This is a genomic window from Citricoccus parietis (assembly GCF_042433045.1).
In the GTDB taxonomy this organism is placed as follows: Bacteria; Actinomycetota; Actinomycetes; order Actinomycetales; family Micrococcaceae; genus Citricoccus; species Citricoccus parietis.
In genome coordinates this window covers 37,536-59,833 of sequence record NZ_JBHLWH010000045.1, presented here as the reverse complement: position 1 = coordinate 59,833, position 22,298 = coordinate 37,536, and the positions used below count along the sequence as shown (strand labels likewise).

The 22,298-nt window shown below is 70.6% G+C and carries 23 protein-coding genes; 19 read left to right on the top strand and 4 right to left on the bottom strand.

Features of this window, described 5'->3' with window-relative positions:
* Positions 1-14 precede the first annotated feature (14 nt).
* On the top strand, positions 15-1,715 hold the full coding sequence (locus tag ACFFIO_RS15750) for a sensor histidine kinase (protein WP_378043292.1): 1,701 nt from the start codon (positions 15-17) through the stop codon (positions 1,713-1,715).
* 96 nt (positions 1,716-1,811) lie between these two features.
* Here ACFFIO_RS15750 and ACFFIO_RS15745 read toward each other — a convergent pair whose 3' ends face one another.
* Positions 1,812-2,450, bottom strand: a complete 639-nt coding sequence (locus ACFFIO_RS15745) for a hypothetical protein (protein ID WP_378043290.1) — start codon at positions 2,448-2,450, stop codon at positions 1,812-1,814.
* Positions 2,451-2,680: 230 nt separating this feature from the next.
* Between ACFFIO_RS15745 and ACFFIO_RS15740 the strand changes: the two genes are divergently transcribed.
* The 3 genes from ACFFIO_RS15740 (at position 2,681) to ACFFIO_RS15730 (ending at position 6,135) form a co-directional block, all read left to right on the top strand.
* Positions 2,681-3,775 carry a hypothetical protein gene (locus tag ACFFIO_RS15740; protein ID WP_378043289.1) on the top strand — a complete coding sequence of 365 codons (1,095 nt, stop codon included), beginning with the start codon at positions 2,681-2,683 and terminating at the stop codon, positions 3,773-3,775.
* Positions 3,772-4,698 (top strand): hypothetical protein, encoded by a 927-nt coding sequence (locus tag ACFFIO_RS15735; RefSeq protein ID WP_378043287.1) that lies wholly within the window; start codon positions 3,772-3,774, stop codon positions 4,696-4,698. The genes ACFFIO_RS15740 and ACFFIO_RS15735 overlap by 4 nt, the downstream gene beginning before the upstream one ends.
* Positions 4,699-4,830: 132 nt before the next feature.
* Entirely contained in the window at positions 4,831-6,135 is a 1,305-nt protein-coding gene (locus ACFFIO_RS15730) for a hypothetical protein (RefSeq protein WP_378043285.1), read from the top strand.
* A gap of 31 nt (positions 6,136-6,166) precedes the next feature.
* On the opposite strand, the gene flgL is transcribed toward ACFFIO_RS15730, so the two are convergent.
* The 3 genes from flgL to flgN all read right to left on the bottom strand — a co-directional run bounded on the left by flgL (position 6,167) and on the right by flgN (position 9,059).
* Positions 6,167-7,069, bottom strand: coding sequence for a flagellar hook-associated protein FlgL (gene flgL / locus ACFFIO_RS15725; RefSeq protein WP_378043284.1), 903 nt, complete (start codon positions 7,067-7,069; stop codon positions 6,167-6,169).
* 101 nt (positions 7,070-7,170) lie between these two features.
* The gene (gene flgK / locus ACFFIO_RS15720; RefSeq protein ID WP_378043282.1) at positions 7,171-8,550 is read right to left on the bottom strand and encodes a flagellar hook-associated protein FlgK; all 1,380 of its coding nucleotides are present in this window, start codon (positions 8,548-8,550) and stop codon (positions 7,171-7,173) included.
* Positions 8,551-8,570: 20 nt separating this feature from the next.
* The gene (flgN, locus tag ACFFIO_RS15715; protein ID WP_378043280.1) at positions 8,571-9,059 is read right to left on the bottom strand and encodes a flagellar export chaperone FlgN; all 489 of its coding nucleotides are present in this window, start codon (positions 9,057-9,059) and stop codon (positions 8,571-8,573) included.
* 188 nt (positions 9,060-9,247) lie between these two features.
* On the opposite strand from flgN, the gene ACFFIO_RS15710 reads away from it, so the two are divergent.
* The 15 genes from ACFFIO_RS15710 to ACFFIO_RS15640 all read left to right on the top strand — a co-directional run bounded on the left by ACFFIO_RS15710 (position 9,248) and on the right by ACFFIO_RS15640 (position 22,237).
* Entirely contained in the window at positions 9,248-10,036 is a 789-nt protein-coding gene (locus tag ACFFIO_RS15710) for a sigma-70 family RNA polymerase sigma factor (RefSeq protein ID WP_378043279.1), read from the top strand.
* A 131-nt stretch (positions 10,037-10,167) separates the two neighbouring features.
* Entirely contained in the window at positions 10,168-11,061 is an 894-nt protein-coding gene (locus ACFFIO_RS15705) for a flagellin N-terminal helical domain-containing protein (protein WP_378043277.1), read from the top strand.
* Between the two features lie 185 nt (positions 11,062-11,246).
* On the top strand, positions 11,247-12,599 hold the full coding sequence (gene fliD, locus ACFFIO_RS15700) for a flagellar filament capping protein FliD (RefSeq protein ID WP_378043275.1): 1,353 nt from the start codon (positions 11,247-11,249) through the stop codon (positions 12,597-12,599).
* Positions 12,600-12,660: 61 nt separating this feature from the next.
* Entirely contained in the window at positions 12,661-13,041 is a 381-nt protein-coding gene (locus ACFFIO_RS15695) for a flagellar export chaperone FliS (protein ID WP_378043273.1), read from the top strand.
* The gene (locus tag ACFFIO_RS15690) at positions 13,038-13,397 is read left to right on the top strand and encodes a hypothetical protein (protein ID WP_378043271.1); all 360 of its coding nucleotides are present in this window, start codon (positions 13,038-13,040) and stop codon (positions 13,395-13,397) included. The genes ACFFIO_RS15695 and ACFFIO_RS15690 overlap by 4 nt, the downstream gene beginning before the upstream one ends.
* Before the next feature lie 319 nt (positions 13,398-13,716).
* Positions 13,717-14,052: a flagellar basal body rod protein FlgB gene (locus tag ACFFIO_RS15685; RefSeq protein WP_378043269.1), complete on the top strand. Its 336-nt coding sequence runs from the start codon at positions 13,717-13,719 to the stop codon at positions 14,050-14,052.
* Positions 14,052-14,447: a flagellar basal body rod protein FlgC gene (locus ACFFIO_RS15680; protein WP_378043268.1), complete on the top strand. Its 396-nt coding sequence runs from the start codon at positions 14,052-14,054 to the stop codon at positions 14,445-14,447. The genes ACFFIO_RS15685 and ACFFIO_RS15680 overlap by 1 nt, the downstream gene beginning before the upstream one ends.
* Before the next feature lie 41 nt (positions 14,448-14,488).
* Positions 14,489-14,827 carry a flagellar hook-basal body complex protein FliE gene (gene fliE / locus ACFFIO_RS15675; RefSeq protein ID WP_378043266.1) on the top strand — a complete coding sequence of 113 codons (339 nt, stop codon included), beginning with the start codon at positions 14,489-14,491 and terminating at the stop codon, positions 14,825-14,827.
* 4 nt (positions 14,828-14,831) lie between these two features.
* Positions 14,832-16,499: a flagellar basal-body MS-ring/collar protein FliF gene (fliF, locus tag ACFFIO_RS15670; protein ID WP_378043264.1), complete on the top strand. Its 1,668-nt coding sequence runs from the start codon at positions 14,832-14,834 to the stop codon at positions 16,497-16,499.
* Positions 16,496-17,512, top strand: a complete 1,017-nt coding sequence (gene fliG / locus ACFFIO_RS15665; protein ID WP_347920450.1) for a flagellar motor switch protein FliG — start codon at positions 16,496-16,498, stop codon at positions 17,510-17,512. The genes fliF and fliG overlap by 4 nt, the downstream gene beginning before the upstream one ends.
* Complete coding sequence (locus tag ACFFIO_RS15660) at positions 17,505-18,155, top strand: FliH/SctL family protein (RefSeq protein WP_378043262.1); 651 nt, start codon at positions 17,505-17,507, stop codon at positions 18,153-18,155. The genes fliG and ACFFIO_RS15660 overlap by 8 nt, the downstream gene beginning before the upstream one ends.
* Positions 18,152-19,627 (top strand): FliI/YscN family ATPase, encoded by a 1,476-nt coding sequence (locus tag ACFFIO_RS15655; RefSeq protein ID WP_378043260.1) that lies wholly within the window; start codon positions 18,152-18,154, stop codon positions 19,625-19,627. The genes ACFFIO_RS15660 and ACFFIO_RS15655 overlap by 4 nt, the downstream gene beginning before the upstream one ends.
* Positions 19,627-20,073, top strand: coding sequence for a flagellar FliJ family protein (locus ACFFIO_RS15650; RefSeq protein ID WP_378043258.1), 447 nt, complete (start codon positions 19,627-19,629; stop codon positions 20,071-20,073). The genes ACFFIO_RS15655 and ACFFIO_RS15650 overlap by 1 nt, the downstream gene beginning before the upstream one ends.
* Positions 20,073-20,852 (top strand): C40 family peptidase, encoded by a 780-nt coding sequence (locus ACFFIO_RS15645; protein WP_378043256.1) that lies wholly within the window; start codon positions 20,073-20,075, stop codon positions 20,850-20,852. Before ACFFIO_RS15650 ends, ACFFIO_RS15645 begins: the two co-directional genes overlap by 1 nt.
* Complete coding sequence (locus tag ACFFIO_RS15640; protein WP_378043252.1) at positions 20,849-22,237, top strand: flagellar hook-length control protein FliK; 1,389 nt, start codon at positions 20,849-20,851, stop codon at positions 22,235-22,237. Before ACFFIO_RS15645 ends, ACFFIO_RS15640 begins: the two co-directional genes overlap by 4 nt.
* Positions 22,238-22,298: the final 61 nt, after the last annotated feature.

Here is a 22,298-nt window from a genome sequence, read left to right as displayed (position 1 = left end):
AACGGAGCCCTGCCGTGTCACTCGCTACCCCGACAACACTGCCCCCGGCCGAGGCCGCCGAGGGGCGCAGGCACTTCGGTCAGTTCTCCCTGCGAGGACGCGTGCTGCTCTCTCAGATGCCGCTGACGCTGTCCGTCGCACTGATCGTGGTGGCCGTGGCGGTGTTCCATCCCCACATCATGACGGATCACCCGTACTTCCTGGGCGGAGTGGGCGGGGTGGCCCTGTTGACCGTGCTGGCCGGTGTGGTGCCCTGGGGTCGGCTCCCGCCGGTGGTCTACTGGGTGATCCCGCTCCTGGACTTCGTGGCCATCGCCCCGATATGGGCCTCCGCGCGGCACGGCCTGGACGGCATGGTCATGCTCTCGGCCTTTCCCGTCTTCTGGCTCGCCTGGTCCGGGATCTACCCGGTGATCGGCGTGATCCTGGGCTTCGTGGGCAGCGCCGCCGTCACGTGGTGGCCGTACCTGCCGGGTACACCCGCCTTTGCCGAAAGCCTCATCGACTACGACCTGCACCGGCCGGTCGTGGTGCCGTTCATCATGCTGGCCCTGGCCGTGGCGGCCAGTGTTCTGACCCGCAGCATGGACCGTCAGCGCCGGGATCTCGGCGCGGCGCTGGATTCGTCCAAGACGCAGAACAGGCTGCTGCAGGCGGTGGTGGAGACCTCGGACGTCGGGATCCTGGTGGTGGACGGGGACGGCCACGACGTCCTGATGAACCAGGCCCAACGGCGCACCCATTTCATCGGCCTGCCGCCCGGCCGGGACGACGGCGCCGAACACGAGCTGCTGCTCTTCGAGGCGGACGGCGTCACGCCCATCCCGGCAGAGGATCGTCCCGTGACTCAGGCTCTCCAGGGTCATGACTACCGCGGCCGCATCATCGCGATCGGCACGGACGGCGCCCAGCAGCACCTCTCCGTCTCGGCCTCCTCGATGTATGACGAGGAGGACAACTTCGACGGCACCGTGGTGGTCTTCCAGAACGTCACGGATCTGATGGACGCCATCCAGACCCGGGATAGGTTCGTGGCCGAGGTCTCCCACGAGTTCCGCACGCCGTTGACCTCGATCATCGGCTACCTGGATGTCGCGCTGGAGGAGGACCTGGACCCGATCGTGCGGAAGTTCCTGAATACCTCCCAGCGCAACGCGGAGCGACTGCTGGGGCTCGTGACGAGCCTGCTGGACTCCGCTGCGAACAGTTCCAAGGTCACGGTGCAAGAGGTCAACCTGGCGCGGCTGGTGCGCAACAGCGCGGAGTCCGTGGAGGTCCAGACCAAGAAGGCCGGGCTGAGCCTGCAGGCGGACCTCCCGGACCGGATGGACGCGAAGGCCGACCCGGTCAAGATGGGCCAGGTGGTGGACAACCTGCTGTCCAACGCCATCAAGTACACGCCCTCCGGCGGCTCCATTACCGTCTCGCTTCGCCAGCTGGGTGGTGTGGGCGGCGTGGACGGCGGCGGGGAATGGGCCGAGCTGGTGGTCCGGGACACCGGTTTCGGGATGACGGCGGCGGAACGGGGGAAGCTCTTCACGAACTTCTACCGGACCGAGCACGTGCGCAAGGCGGCCATCCCGGGCACCGGCCTGGGGCTGGCCATCACGCAGGGCTTCGTGCGGGCCCACGGCGGGGAGATCCTCGTGTCCTCGGAGAAGGACGTGGGCTCCACTTTCACGGTCCGCATCCCGCTCTGCGGCCCCGACGCCTGAACCCCTTCAGCTGAGTCACACGTATTGGCCCTGATCACGGGTGAAGAGGGGCAATTTGTGAGACTCAGATGGAACGGGGAAGTGTGATCGGAGAAATCAGGCGAGGAGGCGCCAGCTGCCGGGCTCCACGCGGGAACCGACGCGCAGTCGGGCGGCGCCGGCCTCGTCCCAAGGCTGGCCGTTGGTGATCAGGTCCGCGCGCTTGGACCAGTCGGTGCAGACCTGCGGGATGTAGGCGTCCTCCTGGCCCATGAACACGCGGCGGCGGAACATGGCGCGCTCGATCACCGGGGCGGCCACGGGGTACGCGCCGCCCACCTCGATGGTCAGCAGCTGCTCCCGCGCCTGATCGCGGCCCGCCTGGGCCGCATGCCACAGGAGCGCGGACTCGGCGGAGAGGGGCTGCGCGACGGCGGCCAGTCCCACATCCAGCGCAGGGTCGCCTTCCGGGGGCAACGGCAGGAGGTCGGTCGCGTTGTGCCAGGTCCCGAAGGCCGAACCATCGGGCAGGACGACCGCGCCGGCGCCGTTGACGATGGTGTTCCGCCAGGGGTCTTCCGGATCCAGGGTCTCGATCAGGTCGGCGAGCACGCCGGAGGCCCAGATGGCGAACCAGTCCGGGAAATCGGCGGACGTGGTGCGCAACTCGTCATCGGCAGCTTCGCGATAGGCATGCACGACGAGCGGATCGCATCGGGTGATGGTCCACCGGGAGACGGCGTCACGAATCGGCAAGGTTTCCACCCACTCTCTTCTGTTGCAGGTGCCTTCCGCAGCAGGGGATTGCTGTATGTGTCAAGTTTACTCTGTGGTACGCCGAAGCCGCGCACTCTACCGGCTTCTGCGTAGTGGTCAAGTGCGGACAACTCTGACCGACGGCGTGACTAGGTGGCGCGATGGGGTGGGGCACGGAAGGCCTATGCGCTAATCGACCGCCGGGGCGTCGGGTTGTGCATAGGGTCGGCATGGTTGAGGCACAGGTACTGAGCGCAGGGGCGCCGGACGGGGGCGGGAGCGCTCCGCGTCGGCACCCGACGCTCGAATCCCTGTGTTCCCACCTCGAATCGATCCTCTGGGGGAGGGCGGCTGAGCAGCTGCTCGCCGCCGGACCTACCGCCGGAGCTGCCCCTGGGACCGTCGCCGAGAACGGGGCCGGGCCTCGCACCCTGGTCCTGTTGCCGGCGTGGGACTGGCGTCTTCCGGCGATGGAGATCGGCCGGAAGGGTCGTGACCACGAGTCAGGGGAGACCCTGCTCATGCCCGTTCGCCTGGATTGGGGCGGCAATGACGCCCTGATCCGCGTGGAAGGGCCTGAGGGCCCGGAACGTCCGTACCGGTGGACGGCACACTCCATGGGGTGGGCAGATTCCGGTGACCTGAGCCACCCGGGTGAACTTCGACCGAACAATTCTCAGCGGGCGAAAAATCCCTCGCGTGTCACGAGCTTGAACGCTATAGTTTCTGACGGTAACTATTCCGCCCCCGGGATCCACCGCTACACCGTCGAAGGTCTCCATGACCTCGTGCGCGCAGGCCGTCATTCCCAGTGGCAATTGCTGTTCAGTCTCGAACCGTTCGTCACCGCCACCGTTCACAAGGCCCACTCCGCAGTGAGCCATGAGATCGGCGCGCTCTCCGGACGGGTCCAGGCCGTGCTGCACGAGACGGGGATCGAACAGGTGGTGAACGTCATGATGGTAGGGGAGACGGCAGTGGATTCTGCTGAAGACGCCAGCGTGTCGCGGTTATTGGAGCATTGCCTGCGTCCAGACCGCTTCGCCAAGGTGGATCCGTTGATGTACCTCAGTCGCAATCTGCGTCGCGATGCCGAGGACCACATCCGCCGTGCTATCGGCGACCCCCGCATCGGGCCCAAGGTCCGCCGCGTGGCCGCCCAGATGCCCGGTGCCACCCTGGACGAGATCGTGGCGGCCTACCGTCTCGAGCACCCCCAGGACAAGCTGTCCACCGCGCGGGCCCAGGCCGCCCTGAACGTGGGGTCCGATCCGATGGCCCGGTCCGTGCTGATCGACCCGGAGACGAACAGGGGTGCCCGTTGACCACCATCGTCTGCACGTCTCGTGGCCCCGTTTCCCCCGGCGGCGCCGACCAGCTGGATACCGAGCTGATCACCACGGCGGACGCCGCCCTGGAGACCTCTACCCTGGATCAGCTGCGGATGATCGCCAGCGGTCGCCCGTCCCCGCAGCGCACCGCCCTGCGGGACGACTTCATCGCCTCCCGCCGCAAGCTCTACCGGCTGCTGGCCCACCGCCTGTGCCGCACCCTCGGCATGCCCTACGCCACGCACCGCGAGGACGTGGAGCAGCTCGTGGCCATGGAGGCCGTGACCTTCGTGGAGGAGCTGCTCGCCACCCCGGCGCAGATCGAGGAGATCTCCAACTGGGAGGGCCTGCTGCACGTGCGGGCCCGCGCCACGGTGCGCGCCTGGGCGGACCGCCACCTGTCCCCGGCCTCCGGGATGATCTCCCTGAGCCGCCGCGTGCGCCAGCTGAACCAGCTGCGGGATGAGATGCGCGCCGCCCACGGCCTCGAGCCGACCGACCGCGAGGTGGAGGCCGAGCACAACCTCCGCATGGCCGCCACCCGCAAGGACGCCGCCAAGCAGGGCATGCTCTGCCACGCCGGCGAGCTCAACCTCACGCGCCCGGCCGCGGACATCCACGATCTCGAGCTGGCCGCCATGACCCCCGATGGTGGACTTCTGCACCCGACTGAGGGGCCGCGACTGGTGGCCGCCGTCATCGCCAAGGCGAGGACCATCGGCGGGGTGACGGCCGACGTCGCCGCCTGCTGGCTCTCCGGCGTCTACTCATCCGAGGGCGACCAGCGGGTGCTGACCCCGCGCGAGGTGTCCGAGCAGCTGGGACTGCCGCAGGCCTCCGCCGCGGCCCAGATCCGCAAGGTCCGTACGCTGGCCAAGCGCGTCCTGGCCGATCAGCTCGGCATCCACCACGCCTGACCCCTCCGCTTTGAGGGTAGAGATCACTAGTGATCTCTACCCTCAAAGCGCGTTAAGAGGCGCGCGGGTGCGTGTGATCAACGTCACATAAGCGGATGACGCAATGGACAAAGTGCCGCACACACCTTGTTCGTGCGAGCAGAGAACCTTCAGACCGATTCCGCGTGCCGTGACCTCATCGACCGATGGGCCGCCGGCCACCTGAGCGAACACCAGACCCGTCAGCAGATCGCGGGGATCCTCACCGGGTCCGGCATCTCCCACGAGGTCTCCCGGGAGTACCAGACCTGGCACTACGGACTGGCCTCCGGACCCCAGCTGAGTCAGGACGTGGCCGCGGAGTTCGACGAGTTCCTGTTCCGCCGGATCACCGAGGAGGGACCCGAGGCGTTCTTCGACCTCGAGCGCGCCCGCGGTGCCTCCATCACGGGCTGGGCCCGGCAGACCCTGCGCGCCACCCGCAAGTCGGTGCTGCGCAACATCCACAACCGCACGGCGGCCCGCCAGGAACTCGTGGCCCCCACCGGCGCGGAGGACGGCAAGGTCACCGCCGCCGCATACGCGTTCACCCAGGCCACGGCCCCCGGCATCGGTGTGGACGGGCTCGGCACGGAAGACGCCGGCCTCGCCCAACGCATGATGTTGGAGGAGGCCACCGAGTGGCTGCGTTCCAAGGCCTCGCACCACCGCGGCATCGCCCGCACCGCGGCCGGCTCGGCCGCCCTGAGGTTCGCCTTCAACCTGCCGGAACCGGTGCGCCCCGAGGTGCGCGTCCGGCGTCGGGCCCTGCCGTTGCTGGAGGCCGACCCCAAGGCCGCGCACCGCTCCGCGCAGGCCATGCTCGCATGCCTGAACCGCATCCACGGCTGGCAGGGCCTGTTCGACCATGCTGATCAGGATCTGATGGCCCTGTGGGACGACTACTCCAAGGCCCAGCTGTTCGAGCTGGTCTCCCGCGACCCGGCGATCGCGCACACGATCGCCGTGGAGGCCCTGGCCGACCGCGCCCGCCCGGACCGCCCCTCCGTGCGCGCCTTCCGCGCCGCCGTCAAAGAGTTCGCCCCGGTGCTCAAGAACGGCCGCAAGCCCGCCGGCTGGCGCACCTGCGTCAACGCCGTGGTGGACGCGTTCCTGGCCGAGGAGTTCGAGGCGTTCTCCGCCTTCGACACCGCCGGCGCGGCCACCCACTCCGAGAAGCTCGCCGAGCGCGAGCAGACGCTGGCCGGCGCGTGGGACGCCTACCAGGCGATGGTCCGTTTCCCGGAGGCACCGCTCGGCACCACCCACCAGGAGGTGCGGGACGGCCTGGACGGCCTCATCCGCGGCATCCTCGGTGCCGGCGTGGAGATCCCGGGTGCCGGTCTGTCCGCTGGCGGCACCCCGGGCACGACGTCGGCCGGTTCCCTCGCGGGAGAGCGTCACCTCCGCGCGGTGTGAGTTTCCCCCCGGGGCCTACGCACCGGCGGGTTTACCGCAGGTAGTCCAGCAGCGAGGTCTGCAGGGCCTGGGCGGAGACGGCCAGTGCCGCTTGGTAGTTCAGCTGCTGCATCTGAAGATCGACGGCGGCCTCGGCCAGGTCCGCCTCCTCCGTGGACATCCGCGTGGCCTCGAGCTCGGTGAGCCGCATCTGGGTGGCCTGGAGGGTGCGGCCCACGGTGGCGTGGCGGGCGCCGGAGGCGGTCAGGGCGTCCGACATCTGCTGGCGGGAGTTCTCCAGGGTGCCGATGGACCCAGAGAGGTCACCGCCGGAGCGCAGCGCCTCGGACAGCTTGTCCAGGACGGTGAACACGGAACTCGTTCCCTCGGTGTCAGCGCCGAAGGCCTGCTCGCCCGGGACATCGACCTGGATGGTGGTGCTGTCCGAGATCCGGCGCTCCACGGCGGCACCCGGGGTACCGGTCCACGTCGGAGGGGTTCCATCAACATATGCGGCGCTCTCAGCGGAGGTGCCGGCGAAGACATTGCGGCCCAGCACCTGGGTGTTGGCCACCGAGAGCAGCTCGGTGCGCAGCTGGTCCACCTCGGCCGCACTGGCGTCCCGGCCGGCCTGGTTCACGGTTCCGTTGGCCGCGGCCAGGGTGAGGTCCTGGATGCGGGCCATGATGTCCAGCCCGGACTGCAGGGCCGAGTCGACCGTCCGCATCCAGGTGTCCGCGTTCTGCAGGTTGCGATCGTACTGGGTGGTGCGGGCGATCTCGGCGCGGGCGGCCATGGCGGTGCGGGTGCCGGCGGGATCGTCGGAGGGGCGGGAGATGGCCTGGCGGGAGGCGGCCTTGTTCTGCAACTCGGCCAGCGTCTTGGCGGAGTCCTGCAGGTTGGCGCGCGTCGCAGCCGTCGTCATGGACGAGGTCACACGGTGCATCATGGTCATCTCACCTTCCTTCCGGGGTGTTCTGCATCAGTCATCGGTACAGTCGGGCGCAGTTTTTCACCCGGTCTGTCATTCGGTGGGAAACCCCGTCCTCAGGCGGTTCAGCGGCCCACCAGACCCACGCGGTTGATCAGGGTGTCCAGCATCTCGTCCACGGCGGTCAGGACCCGGGCCGAAGCCTGGTAGGCATGCTGGAAGGTCACCAGGTTCACGGCCTCCTCGTCCCGGTCCACAGAGGCCATGGACTGCTGGGAGGCCCGCGCCGAGGACTCGCTGCCCACGGCCAGCGTGAGCCCGTCCAGCGCACTGCGGGACTGGGAGCCCACGCCGGAGACGTAGCCTGACCAGTCGCCGAGGACCTCGCCGCCCGTGGCGGAGATCTGGTCCGCCACGGAGCCGTCCATCGCACCGGCGCCGGCGGCCGCGTGGAGGATGGCCTCCGGGCCCGTCACCAGGATTCCCAGGTTCTTGGCCGCGGGGTCACCGTTGACCTCGAAAAACGTGTGGCCCGTGCTGCCGTCGGCCGCTGCAGCGGTGGAGTACACGGCATTGGTGCTGGTGGCGATCGCCTCGGCCGTCTCGTTGTACTGCTCCATGGCCTTCGCGAGGGGACCGGAATCGGACAGGACGGCCACGCGGCCGGCGAGCGAGCCGCCGTCGAGCCCGGCGGAGCCCGGCCGGTGCTTCCACTGGACCATCGGCAAGTCGTCCGCGTCCTTGCCCACTTCAAGACCGTGGGCGGTCTCCCCGGAGACCAGCGCGTTGCCACCGACCAGGAACTCGCCGGTGCCGTCCGCGGCGGGCCGCAGCTGACCACCGGTGAGGGCGGAGAGCTGCTCGGCGATCTGGTCGCGGAAGTCCAGCAGCTCGTTGGTGGAGCCGCCGGCGGCACCGGTGGAGCGGATGGTCCCGTTGATCTGGGCCAGCTGCTCGGCCAGCGAGTTGACCTGGTTCACCTCGGCGGCCAGCCCGGCCTCCTGGGCGGAGTACTGGTTCTCCAGCTTCTGGAAGTCGGAGCTGAGCCGGCCGGTCAGGGACTTGGAGGCCTCCAGCAGGGCGGTGCCCGCACCGGTGTCACCGGGGTTGTTGGCGTAGTCCTGCCAGGCGGCGTGGTAGGCGCTGATGACCGTGGAGACGGAGGCGTCACCGGGTTCGCGCAGCACGTCTTCCACGCCGGAGAAGGCCTCAGCGCGGACCTGCTGGTACCCGGACTGGCCGAGGGCATGGCGGACCTGGGTGTTCAGCATCTCGGAGGCGGAGCGGCCGATCCCGGCCACCTCCACGCCCTGACCCGCCCCTGTGGGGTTGGTGAACAGCCCGGTGGGCTGCACGCCCGGCAATGACTGCAGCTGCGCCGACTGGCGGGTGTAGCCCACGGTGCCGGCGTTGGCCGTGTTCTGCGCGGTGATCGCGATCTGCGCGCGGGCGGCCTCGAGGCCCCGCGCGGCGGTGTTCAGCGAGTGGAAGGTGCTCAGTCCCATGATGTCCCTATGCCTGCCGTTCAGCCCTGGCGGTCGATGATGGCCGCGCCCGAGGTGGGGGCGGCGGAGCCGGCGGCCGTGTAAGTGACGGCGGGGCCGGTCTGCTGGCCGGCCTCCTGCAGGGAGATGTTGGCGGCCTTGAGGAAGCGGGCGTTCTCCTCGGAGACGGTGCGGATCTCCTCGGCCAAGCTCACGATAGCCGCGTGGTGGTCCTGGAGGATCCCGGCCCACGGCCCGTCGGCGGGGGCGGCGGTGAACAGTTCGCGCAGGGTGGGGGAGCCCTCGGTGGTCATGCCCCACTGCTGGGCGAGGGAGGAGGAGAGCACGTCCACGGTCAGCTGCGTGGTGGAGAGCTGGTTCTTCAGCGCCTCGATCTCCGCGGTGCAGCGGCCCAGCCAGCGGGACTCGCCGTTGGTGACGAGCAGGCGCTGCGTGGTGAATTTGTACAGCAGGTTCTCCAGGATGCCGCGCTCGCGCCACAGCTCGTTGGACAGTTCATCTGCGTGCATTCTCGTACCTTTCACACCGCCGGCGGGTGCCGGTGGGACCTCTGGTGTCCCGGCTGATCCTTGTTATCGGTACACATGGACCAACTTTTGACCCCCGGCCGGCGATTTCTGCGCATGTCCTTCTCCGTGGGTGCTTTCGGGCACCTGCTCTAGGACAGCATGTCAGCAGCGATGGAGGGTAGCCGGGCATGAGAACAGCACGGAACGACCTGGTGGAGCAGAACATCCCCCTGGTCGGCTACGCGGTGTCCGAGATGCACCACAAGTACCCCATGGTGGAGCGGGATGAGATGGTCTCGGTCGGCCTGGAGGGCCTCGTCCTCGCCGCGGACACCTGGGACCCCGACGCCGGCACCCAGTTCTCCACGTGGGCCCACCTCAAGATCCGGTGGGCCATCCAGGAGTTCCTGCAGCACCTCGACTGGATGGGGCGCCGCGGCCGCGACAAGGCCAAGCGGCTGGAGAAGGCCCGCGCGCAGCTGACCCATTCCCTGGGACGGATGCCGGAGGACTCCGAGCTCGCAGTGGCCTTGGGCGTCTCCGTGGAGGAGCTTCGCGTGATGGTGGCCGAGGGGTCCAAGTCCCAGACGCACCTGGACGACTCCCTTTCGGAGGTGTTGGCCGCGGCCGACGACGGTCCGGAGAAGCAGGTGCTCGACGCCGAGAAGAACCTGTTGCTGCACCGTGCAGTGGAGGCTTTGCCGGAGCGGACGCGTCAGGTGATGGAGATGCACTACTTCCAGGGGATGGCGCAGGGAGAGGTGGCTGCTGCATTGGGCGTCTCAGATGCGACCGTCTCCAAGGAGAAGAAGCGGGGGCTGGCCCTGCTGCAGGACGTGCTCGGCTCTGCTCTCTCTGTTAATCCTGCTGTTCCCGTGGCAGCCTCTGTGCCCGCCGCCGGCCGGGAACAGTTCCTGGCCGCCGCCGGGGGAGCGATGCGCGGCGGGATCGTGCCGCAGGTACGGCGTTTCGCGTAGCAATTCACAACTTCAGAAAAGTTTCGGCCGGGGTGAAAAAACTCCCGGGCCGTGCCGATAAGTCTGGTGTCGGGTCCGCAGGAATGGGTCCGCGGACCAGAACCCCACACTTTGCACCAAGGAGAAATGACATGTCTGTCATCAACACCAACGTCGCCGCCAACAACACCTACCGCATGATGAGCATCGCCTCCGAGGAGAAGGCCTCCTCCATGGAGAAGCTGTCCTCCGGCTTGCGCATCAACCGCGCCGCAGATGACGCCGCCGGCCTGTCCATCGCCGAGGGCCTGCGCTCCCAGTCCAACGGCCTCGAGGTCGCCGCCCGCAACATCGGCGACGCCATCTCCATGGCCCAGACCGCTGAAGGTGGCCTCTCCGCCGCCCACGACATCCTGCAGCGCGTACGTGACCTCGCTGTTCAGGCCGGTAACGATGCCCTCAACACTGAGGCGCGAGCGGCCATCACTGAAGAAGTCACCGCCTTGACGGATGAGCTGTCTCGCATGTCGGAGTCCATCAAGTTCAATGGCAATGACCTGCTGAACGGCACCAACTCCTACAACTTCCAGGTTGGTGCCAATGGCCTCACCGGCGGTGATCCTGATGCGGATCCCGTCGTCCCCGGCACCAGCAACGATCAGATCACCCTCGATCTGACCACCGACCTGGGTGCCATCGCCTCGGCTATCAGCGGCGACGCTGCAGCCGACCCCGCTGTCCCCGCCCTGGACTTCTCTACAGCCGCTGGTGCTGCTGCCGCAATCACGGCTTTGGACGGTCACATCAAGACCGTTTCTGAGGAGCGCTCCAACATCGGTGCCGTGCAGAACCGCCTCGAGCACACCCTGAAGCACGTCAACGTGACCGCCGAGAACCTGACCAACGCCGAGTCCAACATCCGCGACGTGGACATGGCCAAGGAGATCGTGAAGCAGTCTGCCGCCAACATCAAGGAGCAGGCCTCCCAGGCCATGCTGGCCCAGGCCAACCAGGCCTCGCAGAACGTCCTGCAGCTGCTCCGCTGATCCTGACAGCAGCGGCAGCTTCACACACGCACCGCATCTGACACCCAGAGGCGGTCGTCACCGGGGAGAATCCGGAGGCGGCCGCCTCTGGGGACGGTGCATAGGCACCACACCGGGTGGTCCAGCAGTCACCGGACCGCCACAGAGACACCGACAGAGACATCGACGAGGAGTGGACCGGCACCATGGCAGGCATCAGCTTCGACGGACTGGCCTCCGGGCTCAACACCACCGAGCTCATCGGTGCCCTCATCTCCGTGGAACGGGCCCCCGTGACCCTCATGGAGAACAAACTCGCCGAGAACGAGGCCCGCATCTCCGGCCTGCGTGCCCTCAACTCCCAGATCGCCTCCCTGGCCGAGCTGGCCAAGGAGTACTCCACCGCCGCCGCTTTCCGCCCGGCGACCGGCTCCTCCACGAGTGAGAACGTCACCGTCACCGTGGACGACGGCGCCACCCCGGCCACCCTGGACTTCCGGGTGGACGCCGCCGCCTCCAAGCAATCGGGCGTCTCCGCACCACTCTCCGACTGGAACGGTGAGACCCTCAGCATCACCCGTGCCGACGGCACCACCGCGGACTTCACCGGGGACAGCCTCACCTCCCTGGTGGACGCCGTCAACGGCGATGCCGAACTGGGCGTGGACGCCACCCTGATCAAGGCCGGCTCCGATCCCGAGGGCAAGACCCTCTATCGTCTGCAGCTGACCAGCCGGGACACCGGTGCCGAGGCGGCCTTCACGGCCACGGCCAACGGCACCGACATCTTCGGCGCCGGCGGAGCCGTCACCTCCGCCGCCGCGGATGCGCAGATTACGCTGTTCCCCGGGACCGGCGCCGAGCAGGTGGTCACCTCGGCCACCAACGAGTTCTCCGACTTGGCGACCGGCGTCTCCGTCACCGTGACCGCGAAGGCCGTCGGGGAGACCGTTACCGCCTCGGCGGCCAACGATCCCCAGGCCGCCACCGAGCGGGCCGAGAAGCTCCTCAAGCAGATCAACGGCCTACTGAACGCCATCGGCTCCGTCACCACGGTGACCCCGGGCTCCGGCAGCTCCGGGTCCACCACGAGCGCCGGCATGTTCGTCGGCGACTCCACCGTCCGGTCCATCAACGACAAGATCTTCAGCGCCGCTGTCCGCACCGAGGACGGCACCTCCCAGGCCTGGTTCGGCGTCCAGCCCGACCGCTACGGCCGGCTGGAGATCGACACGGAAAAACTGAAACAGGCGCTCACCGATGACCCGGCCGCCGTCGGGACCGCGCTGGCCGCCCTGGCCGGACGCGTCCAGGAGGCCGCCAGCTCCATCTCCGACAAGTACGACGGCATCCTCACGAAGTCCATCGAGTCCCGCGTGACAGAGAACCAGCGCACCCAGGAGGGGATCGACTCCGCACTCCGCCGCCTGGAGATGCGCGAGACCACCCTGCGCGCCCAGTTCACCGCCATGGAGCTGGCCATCGCCAAGGCCAACTCCCTCTCGACGTACCTCTCCGGCCAGATCAACACCAACAACGCCGCGGCTAACCAGCAGTAGTCCCGGCACCGAAGCATCCGCCGTCTCACCCCCGAACCACTCTGACCCCCAGGAGCACACCATGTTGGGCACCACCCAGCGCAACCCCATCGAGGAGATGCGGCGCCGCGAGCTGATGACCGCCACCCCGGCGCAGCTCACCATCAAGCTCTTCCAGCGCCTCATCCTGGACCTGCACCGCGCCGCCACGGACCTGCAGCAGGGCCAGACCGGCGCGGCCAGCGGCCACCTGATCCACGCCCAGTCGATCCTCTCCGAGCTGGACGGGACCCTGGACGTTAACGCCTGGGCCGGAGCCGCCGACCTCAAGTCCCTCTACACCTTCTGCCTCCAGACCATCGCCTCCGCCAACCAGAACTCGGACGCCAACGCTGCCCTGCGCGCCATCGAACTGCTGACCCCCGTGGCCGAGGCCTTCGAACAGGCGGCCAAGTCAGCATGAGCCTGGCCACCCCCTTCCGCCGAGGCTCCACCGCCGTCACCGCGGCCAGCGCCGCCCACGAGTCCGTCCTGGCAGACCTCGCCTGGGAGACCCTGGCCAACGACCTCGAAGCCTGGCTCGACGCCGGACACCCCGCCCCGCTGCCCGAGGAACTCGAGGCCCGCCCGGCCGGAACCCCGCCCGAGCACCTGCAGCGCCGCATGGCCCACCTGACCACCCGGCTCTCAGTGGCCCTGCGGAAGATGCGCACCGAGCAGGACGGCATCGCCCGGTCCCTCAAGGCCACCGCCCAGGCGCAGCGCATGACCAGCGCGAACCGCGGCGCGACCGCCGCCTACCTCGACACCGGAGCCTGAGAGCGCCACCGGCCCGGCCGGCGTCGTCCCCTTCGGCCGCTGTGATGCCCCCCATGTTATGAGTACGCCAACGGTCGAGACACGCCAGCTCAGCCACCCGCAAGCGTGCTCGTAAGGGGAGGCGGACGGCACCCCCGCGCAAAACGCGCCCCCACCCCGCACCTGCCCGCATAGGGACTTCGGAGCGTCCGGAAACAGAACCGGCCGCCCGAGTCCGCCGTTCTGCGCATGTCTCCTTCCCGAAGGCGAAAGAGGCAGCAGAACAACGAGTGCACTCACGGGCCCGCATCCCCACACGGGCCCAGGGGAAGGGGAACGGATGTCCGTCACGGTCAACGCGCTGGAGTCGGCGCTCGACGGCCTGGCCGCGCGCCAGCGTGCCATCGCCAACAACCTCGCCAACGTCAACACGCCGCAGTTCCAGGCCACCAAGGTCCAGTTCGAGGGCCAGCTGGCTGCCTCGATCGCCGCCGGCGACGGCCGCGCCGCCCCCACCGCGGCGCCCTCCCTCGAGCCGACCCAGCTGAACGGCAACAACGTCAACGCGGACACCGAGGTGCTCTCCAACGAGGCCACGGTGCTCAGCTACCAGTTCGCCTCCCAGGCCATCAAGTCCAAGCTCTCCGGCGTCTCCACGGCCGCGAGGACCTCCTGATGCCCGCCTTCGACGCGATCGGGATCGCGGGGACCTCCATGTCCGCCAACCGCCGGTGGATCGACGCCACGGCGGACAACCTGGCCAACATCAACACTGTGACCAACGCGGACGGGGACGCCTTCCAGTCCCGCTACCTCGAGGTGGCCCCGGCCGCCGGGAACCAGGGCGTGCAGGTCACCTCCGTGCAGTACGGGGACGCCGAGGGCCAACTGAGCTACGAGCCCGACCACCCCGAGGCCAACGAGGAGGGCTACGTCCGCCGCCCGGACATCGACATGGGCGTGGAGATGGGCAACCTCATCATGGCCCAACGCTCCTATTCCCTCGCCGCCCAAGTGGTGGACAAGGCCAAGACGGTCTACCAGGCCGGTATCGAGATCGGACGCAACTGATGCCCATCGACTCCATCGGAGCTATCGCGAGCATGCCAGTCATGCCCTCTCTGCCGAGCACGCCCGCCGTGAACCCCACCAGCCCGACGTCGGCCGCCACCGCCGGTGCCCCCGTCACCGATGCGCTGGCCGGCGTCACCGGGACCACCGACACCCCGGGCGCCGATTTCAGCTCCGCCCTCGCGGGCCAGGTCGACTCCCTGCAGGCCCTGCAGGGGGAGCGGGACACGCTGAACCTGCAGGCTGTCACGGGGGACCTCGAGGACATCCACCAGGCCACCATCGCCGCCGCCGAGGCCTCCGCGACCATGGACCTGATGGTCGCGCTGCGCAACAGCGGGCTGCAGGCCTTCAACGAACTCATGAGAATCCAGGCCTGACCCCATGAGCCTCTCCACCTCGTCCCTGCCCTCGGGCCGCCGCGCCGCCTCCGGTGCTGCCGGCTGGTTCCAGAACCTCGGTGCCAAGCTCTCCGAGATGTCCATCGGCCAGCGCATCATCGCCTCGATGCTGGCCGTGGCCCTCGTGGCCGGCGGTGTCTTCGCCGCCACCCAGGCCGCCAAGCCCACCCTGTCCCCGCTGTTCACCGGGCTGTCCTCCTCGGACGCGGCCGCCGTGGTGGACCAGCTGAAGTCCGCCGGCGTGGAGTACGAGCTCCACGACGGCGGGACCACCATCCTGGTGCCGGACGAGGCCGTCTACGACCAGCGCCTCTCCGCGGCCGCGGCCGGCCTGCCCTCGGGCGGCGGCACCGGCTACAACCTGCTGGACGAGGTGGGCATCACCTCCTCCGAGTTCCAGCAGGACACCACCTACAAGCGCGCCCTGGAGGGTGAGCTCGCCGCCACCATCGGCCAGATGGACGGCGTGGAGCAGGCCTCGGTGAAGCTCGCGATGCCGGAGGAGACCGTCTTCGCCTCCGAGCAGGGCACCCCCACCGCCTCCGTGTTCGTCTCCAGCCCGCGCGGGGACCTGTCCAACCAGCAGGTCCAGGCGATCGTGCACCTGGCCAGCGCCTCGGTGGAGGGCATGGACCCCACTGACGTGGCCGTCGTCGACTCCACCGGAAAGGTCCTCTCCGCCGTGGGCGAGGGCCCGCTGGACACCGCCGGGGGAGAGGACGAGCGCTCCGGTGCCGTCACCGCCAACGTGCAGAAGGTCCTGGACAACCTGGTGGGCCCGGGCAACTCCACCGTGGCCGCCACGGTGGCCACCACCCGCTCCGCCTCCGAGACCGTCTCCGAGGAGTTCACCACTCCGGAGGGCGGCGTGCAGGCGCTCACCGAGCAGACCGCCACCGAGGACTACACCGGCGCCGGCACCCCCGCCGGGACCGGCGTGCTCGGCCCGGACAACGTGGCCAACACGGGCGCCGGCGCCACCGGCAACGGCAACTTCACCTCCGGCTCCGAGTCCCGCACCAACGCGGTGGACAAGACCACCACCTCCACCACGACGCCGGCCGGTGACGTCGAGCGCCAGACGGTCGCCGTGGCCGTGGACTCGGCCGCCGCGGGCGGCCTGACGGACGCCCAGGTGACCGAGCTGGTCTCCACCGCGGCCGGGCTGGACCCCGAGCGCGGGGACCTCGTCACCGTGGAGATCATCCCGTTCTCCACCGCCGGCGCCGCCGAGGCCGCCCAGGCCCTGGCGGACGCGGAGGCCGCGGAGGCAGCCGCCGCCCAGGACCGGCTGGTGCGGGACATCATTCTCTACGGGATCGCCGCCGCCGTCCTGCTGGTCGGGTTCGTGGTGTGGATGATGCTGCGCCGCCGCCGGACCGTGGAGACCCTCGAGGACCTCGGCGAGACCGCCCCGGCCCCGGCCCTGCTGGACCGCTCCACCGGACCGGACACCGGCCAGATGCCCGTGATCGCCACCCCGGAGCCGCCCACCCAGGCCCTGTCCTCGATCATCCCGGTGCCGAAGCCGCTGGAGCCGCTGCCGGACGGGCCGAGCGCCTCCCAGAAGGTCCACCACGCGGCCCAGACCGACCCGGCCAAGACCGCAGAGATGATGCGCGCCCTGATGGAAGCGAAGGAGATGGCATGAAACCGGACCTCAAGCTGAACGGCGTGCAGAAGGTCGCCGTGCTCCTGATGGACCTGGAGCCCGAGGTGGCCTCCCAGGTGATGTCCCACTTCAACGAGGACGAGGCCCAGGAGATCTCCGCCGAGATCATGCGTATGAAGAGCGCCGATCCGGACACCGTGGACGCCGTGATGGCGGAGATGGCCGTGATCGTCGAGTCCGGGCGCACCCCGGCCCGCGGCGGCGCCCACCTGGCCCGCCGGCTCATCTCCGGGGCCTTCGGCGAGGACAAGGCCGGGGACGTGATGGAGCGCGCCGCCGGCGTGCTGGCGGGCAAGGCCTTCGAGTTCCTGGAGACCATGGACGCCACCCAGATCCTGGCACTCATCCACGAGGAGACCCCGCAGATCCAGGCCGTGGTGCTGTCCAACCTGGACCCCCGCACCGCCTCGGCGGTGCTCTCCGGGCTGGACGAGCCGGTCCGCAACGGCGTGGCCTTCCGCATCGCCACCATGGGCACCCCGAGCACCGAGGCCGTCCGCGTCACGGCGGAGATCCTCAAGTCCCGGGTCTCCTCCGTGGCCACCGCCCGCGAGCAGGCGGCGATCGGCGGCGTGCAGTCCCTCGTGGAGATCGTCAACCGCGCCGACTCGGCCACCGAGCGCGGCGTGCTGGAGTACATGTCCGCCACCGACCCCGAGCTGGGGGAGGAGGTCCGGAACCTCATGTTCACCTTCGCCGACCTCATCAAGCTGGACGACGTCTCCCTGCAGCTCGTGCTGCGCTCGCTCAAGATGGACGTGCTGGCCCGGGCCCTGCGCGGGGCCAACCCGGCGCTGGAGCAGAAGATCCGCCAGAACATGTCCTCGCGCAACGCGGTGGCCCTGAACGAGGAGGCCGCGGCCGTGTCCAAGCTGCGCGCCTCCGAGGTGGAGGAGGCCCGCGGCGAGGTGGTCCGCGAGGTCCGCAACCTCGAGGCCTCCGGGGATCTGAACCTCTCCAAGCAGCAGCAGGACGAGGACGAGTATGTCTGAGCAACTCGCCGACCGCAGTACCGATCTGAATGCTGCCGTGCGCTCCCTGCGGATCTCCGAGTACCACGCGGCCCCCGTGGAGGTCGTGTCCTCGCCCGTGGTGGACGCCGCCGTGATCGAGGGCCGCTCCCGCGGCTACGTGGACGGTCTCAAAGCCGCCCAGGAGCACGCCGACGCCCTCGAGGCCACCCGGAGCGCCGAGCACGAGCGGCTGGTGCGCAGCACCCAGGAGCGCACGGAGCAGACCCTGGCCTCGCTCGGCCACGCCGCCGCGCAGCTGACCGCCTCCATGGAGCACGCCCTGGACCGGGCCGAGGAGACCGTCTTCGAGATCGCCTGCCAGGTGGCCGAGATCATCCTCGGCGCCGAGCTCTCGGACGCCTCCGTGGCCGCCCGCGCCGCCATCCACCGGGCGCTCACGGCCTCCACACCCTCCCCCGTGCACGCCATCCGCCTGCACCCCGAGGCCGAGCGCGCGGCGGCCTCCGCCGCCGGGCTGCCGGCCGGCGTCGTGCTTCAGGCCGATCCCACCCTGCCGCGCGGCGGGGCCGTGGCCGTCTACCGCGACGGCTGGCTCGAGGCCGGCGTGGAGGACGCCCTGGGGCGCGTGCGCGCCTACGCCGCCGAGGAGAACCCGCGATGAGCACCACCGTCTCTACCGCGACCGCCGTCTCCTCCGCCACCACCCGCGCCTTGTCCACCTCCCGCGTCTCCGCCCTCTCCGCCGAGGACCTCGCCGCCTGCCTGAACCGGCACGTCGAGTCGATCCGCCGGCTCGCCGCGCCCGTGGCCCACGGCACCGTGGTCTCCTCGCGCGGGCTGCAGGCCACCATCGGCGGACTCGCCGTGGCCGTCGGTGACGTGGTCACCGTGGGCGGCGCACCCGGGGAGCCGGGCGCAGTGGAGGCCGAGGTGATCGCCGTGCACCGCACCGAGGCCACCGTGATGCCCCTGGCGGACGGCTGGGCACCGGCCGCCGGCACCCCCGTGCTGCGCGCCCACCGCGGCGGGCAGGTTCCCGTGGGGGACGGGCTGATCGGCCGCGTGGTGGACGCCCTGGGCCGGCCGATCGACGGCAAGGGCCCGATCACCGGTGTGCAGTTCGCCGGCGTGCACCGCTCCGCGCCGAACGCCCTGGAGCGGGACCCGGTCAACACCCAGCTGGGCACCGGCGTGCGCGCCGTGGACACCTTCACCGCCCTGGGCCGCGGCCAGCGCATCGGCCTGTTCGCCGGCTCCGGCGTGGGCAAGTCCTCGCTGTTGTCCATGATCGCGCGCGGCACGGACGCCGAGATCTCCGTCATCGCGCTGGTGGGCGAGCGCGGCCGCGAGGTCCGCGGCTTCCTTGAGGACGACCTCGGCCCCGAGGGCCTGGCCCGCTCCGTGGTGGTGGTGGCCACCGGCGACGAGCCCGCCATGATGCGCCGCAAGGCCGCCTTCACCGCCACCCGGATCGCCGAGCACTTCCGGGACGCCGGCCGCCACGCCGTGCTGATGATGGACTCCCTGACGCGCGTGGCCATGGCCCAGCGGGAGATCGGCCTGTCCGCCGGCGAGCCCCCCGCCACGCGCGGCTACCCGCCCTCCACGTTCTCTCTGCTGGCGCAGCTGCTCGAGCGCGCCGGCACGGACCGCGGCGGCTCCGTCACCGGCATCTACACCGTGCTCGTGGACGGGGACGACCACAATGACCCCGTGGCCGACTCCGCCCGCTCCATCCTGGACGGCCACCTTGTGCTCGAACGCTCCCTGGCCGTGGCCGGGCACTACCCCTCGATCGACGTGCTGGCCTCCATCTCCCGCGTGGCCTCCGCCGTGACCGGGGGAGCGGACAAGGCGAACCTCACCGCCGTGCGCCGGGCGATGGCCGAGCGGCGAGACGTGCAGGACCTGGTGGACGTGGGCGCCTACGTGCCCGGCACCCGGCCGCTGGCCGACGCCGCCCTGGCCCACCGCGGCGAGATCGACTCCTTCCTGCGCCAGGACATGGACGACTCCACCCCGCTGACGGAGGCGTGGGGCCGGCTGGGCCGGCTCGCCGGACTGCTCGGCACCGGTGCTGACGGCGCTCCCGGTGTCACCGGGATCGCCGGCCCTGACGGGCGGGCCGCCTGATGGCCGGGTTCCGGCTCGCCAGCCTGCTCAAGGTCCGCCGCATCCAGGAGGACCAGGCCGCCGCGCAGCTCACGCAGGCCCGTCACTCCGCGCGCGGCGTGCAGCGCCGGGCCGCCGACGAGCGGGAGCTGCTCGAGGACCTCGGCGGTCAGGCCGCGCTCGCGGCCGCCGGGATCGCGCGGGCCTCGGCCGCCCGCCAGCTGGCCGAGATCCGCGCCGCCCAGCAGGTGGCCGACGGCGAGGTCCAGGCCGCCGAGAAGGCCCTGATGCTCGCCCGGCAGTCCCGGCGCAGCGTCGAGCTGCTCAAGGAACGCCACGACGCGAGCCTGCGCGTCCTTGAGGCCAAGGCCGAGCAGCACGCGCTCGACGAGCTCGCCTCCACCCAGCACGCCCAGAAGACCAGCGCCCAGCACGCCCAGAAGACCCGCACCGAGGGGGAGTCCTGATGCCCATCGCCGCCGTCGAGGCCCGCATGGCCCAGATCGAGTCAAACCTCACCGCCCTGGCCCCGCAGGCCCGCACGCCCCTGGGAAGCGCCGGTGCCACCGGCCTGACCGGCACGGCGGGCGCCAGCGGCATCATCGGCTCCAGCACCGGGGCCGTCCCGGGCAGCGCCGCCGAGCAGGCCGCCCAGGACCAGTTCGCCGCCCAGCTGCGCCAGGCCCTCGGGGGAACGTCCGCCAGCACCGCGGCAGGTGCGGCGGCCGCCGGGACCGGTGCGGCCGGCGTCGGGTCCACCGCGGGCGCCTCCGCGGCGTCCTCAGCCCACTCCGCCAGCTCCTCCGGAGGCACCGCCTCCGGGAACGCGATCGTGGAGACCGCCAAGAAGTACCTCGGCACCCCCTACGTGTGGGGCGGCAACTCCCCGTCCCAGGGCTTCGACTGCTCCGGGCTGGTCAAGTACGTCATGAACGAGCTCGGCGTGGACATGCCGCGCGTCGCCCGCGACCAGGCGAAGGTCGGCACCGAGATCGGCTCCCTGGCCGAGGCCCAGCCCGGCGACCTGCTCGGCATGCGCAACGGCAAGCACATCGCCATCTACCTCGGGGACAACAAGATCCTGCACGCGCCCCAGCCCGGCGAGGACGTCTCCATCCGCTCGTTGTTCTCCTGGGATGACATCGACACCATCCGCCGCGTGGCCCCCGCCGGCGGCTCCGGCGCGGCCTCCAACGCCGGCTCCACGCGCGCCGCCTTCGAGCAGCTGGCAGGAACCTCCTCATGATCGGATCGCCTGTGAGTTCCATGATCCCCGGCCCGACGCCGGACTCGTCCCGTTCTCCGTCCGGCTCCGGTCACGCTGGCGGCGGCTCCCGCGGACCGAGCTTCGCCGACCACCTGCGCGACGCCTCGGCCCCGGCCGACGCGTCGACCGGCGCGGAGCCGGCCTCCGTGCTGCCGGAGGGCTTCACCCCGTTGCGTGAGGGGCGGGAGTTCACCCGGCCGGTCTCCTTCGACGCGGTGGGACAGCAGGCGGACCAGGCGGGGCAGTCGGACCCGGTTGCCGGTGCCGAGTCGTCCGCCGAGCTCGCCGGATCCGCGGAGTTCCCGGCGGCCGCCGGTCCAGAGGAGCTTGAGGGCCCCGAGGGACTCGAGGCGCCCGCCGAGGCCAGCGACGCGCAGCCGATCCCCGCGGTGCCGGGCGCGGCGAATCCCGCCGTCCAGGCCACGATCATCACCGCGGCTGGGAACCCCGCCAGCACGGTCTTCAACCCGGGGCGGAACCCGGCCCACGCGGGGCAGGGGCCGTCATCGCCAGCGGTGGTGTCCGGGGGCCCCGTGCAGACCACGGCGGGTGCCACCGGCAGTACAGCCGCCACACCGGCCACCGCCGGCCCCTTCTCCGCCACGGGCCGGGCGGCCGGAGACCCGGCTGCCGCTGCCACTGCCCCCGCCACTGCCACTGCCTCTGTCACCGCCACTGCCACTGCCTCCGCCACGAGGTCCACCCCGGCGTCCCAGCAGTCCAGCCCGGCCAGCGCGACGGCGGGCAGCCAGAGCACGACGACGGCTCCGGCCGCACCGATCACCGCCGCACCGATCACCGCTGCCGCAGTGCCGGCGACGGCGGCGACGGCGACCGTGCCGGCCCCCTCGGCCGAGTCCGCGGCCCCGGCCCCGTCGGTGCGAGCCTGGACCGTCCAGCAGCTCTCCACCCCCGTGGTGCAGGCCGCCGGCCGGGCCGTCTCCCTGCCGGACGGCACCCACCTGGCCACCGTGAGGATCAGCCCCGAGGCCCTCGGACCGGTCACCCTCGAGGCCACCAGCCGGGACGGCGCCATCCGCCTGGAGATCACCGCCGCCACCGAGGCCGGCCGGGAGAACCTGCGCGTGGTGCTCACCGAGCTGCGCCGGGAACTGGCCGCCGCCCAGCCCGGCGCAACCCTGGAGCTGTCCTCCGGCGCCAAGGACGCCGCGCCGAACGGCACCGGCTCCTCCCCGGGCGGACGCCCGGGTGAGGGGAAAGACCGGGAGGGGGCCGGCGTCGGACACTCCGGAACCGGGACCGAGGGACCCGGTGCCGAGACCGCCGCGACCGGCACCGAGCGCCAGCCCGGAAGCGGCGACCGGGACGGGGACGGGACGGGAGGACTCGATGTGTACGCCTGACCCGGATCCCGGCGCATAGGGACCCCGAGTACACCTGACCACTGAACCGACCGCCCCCACC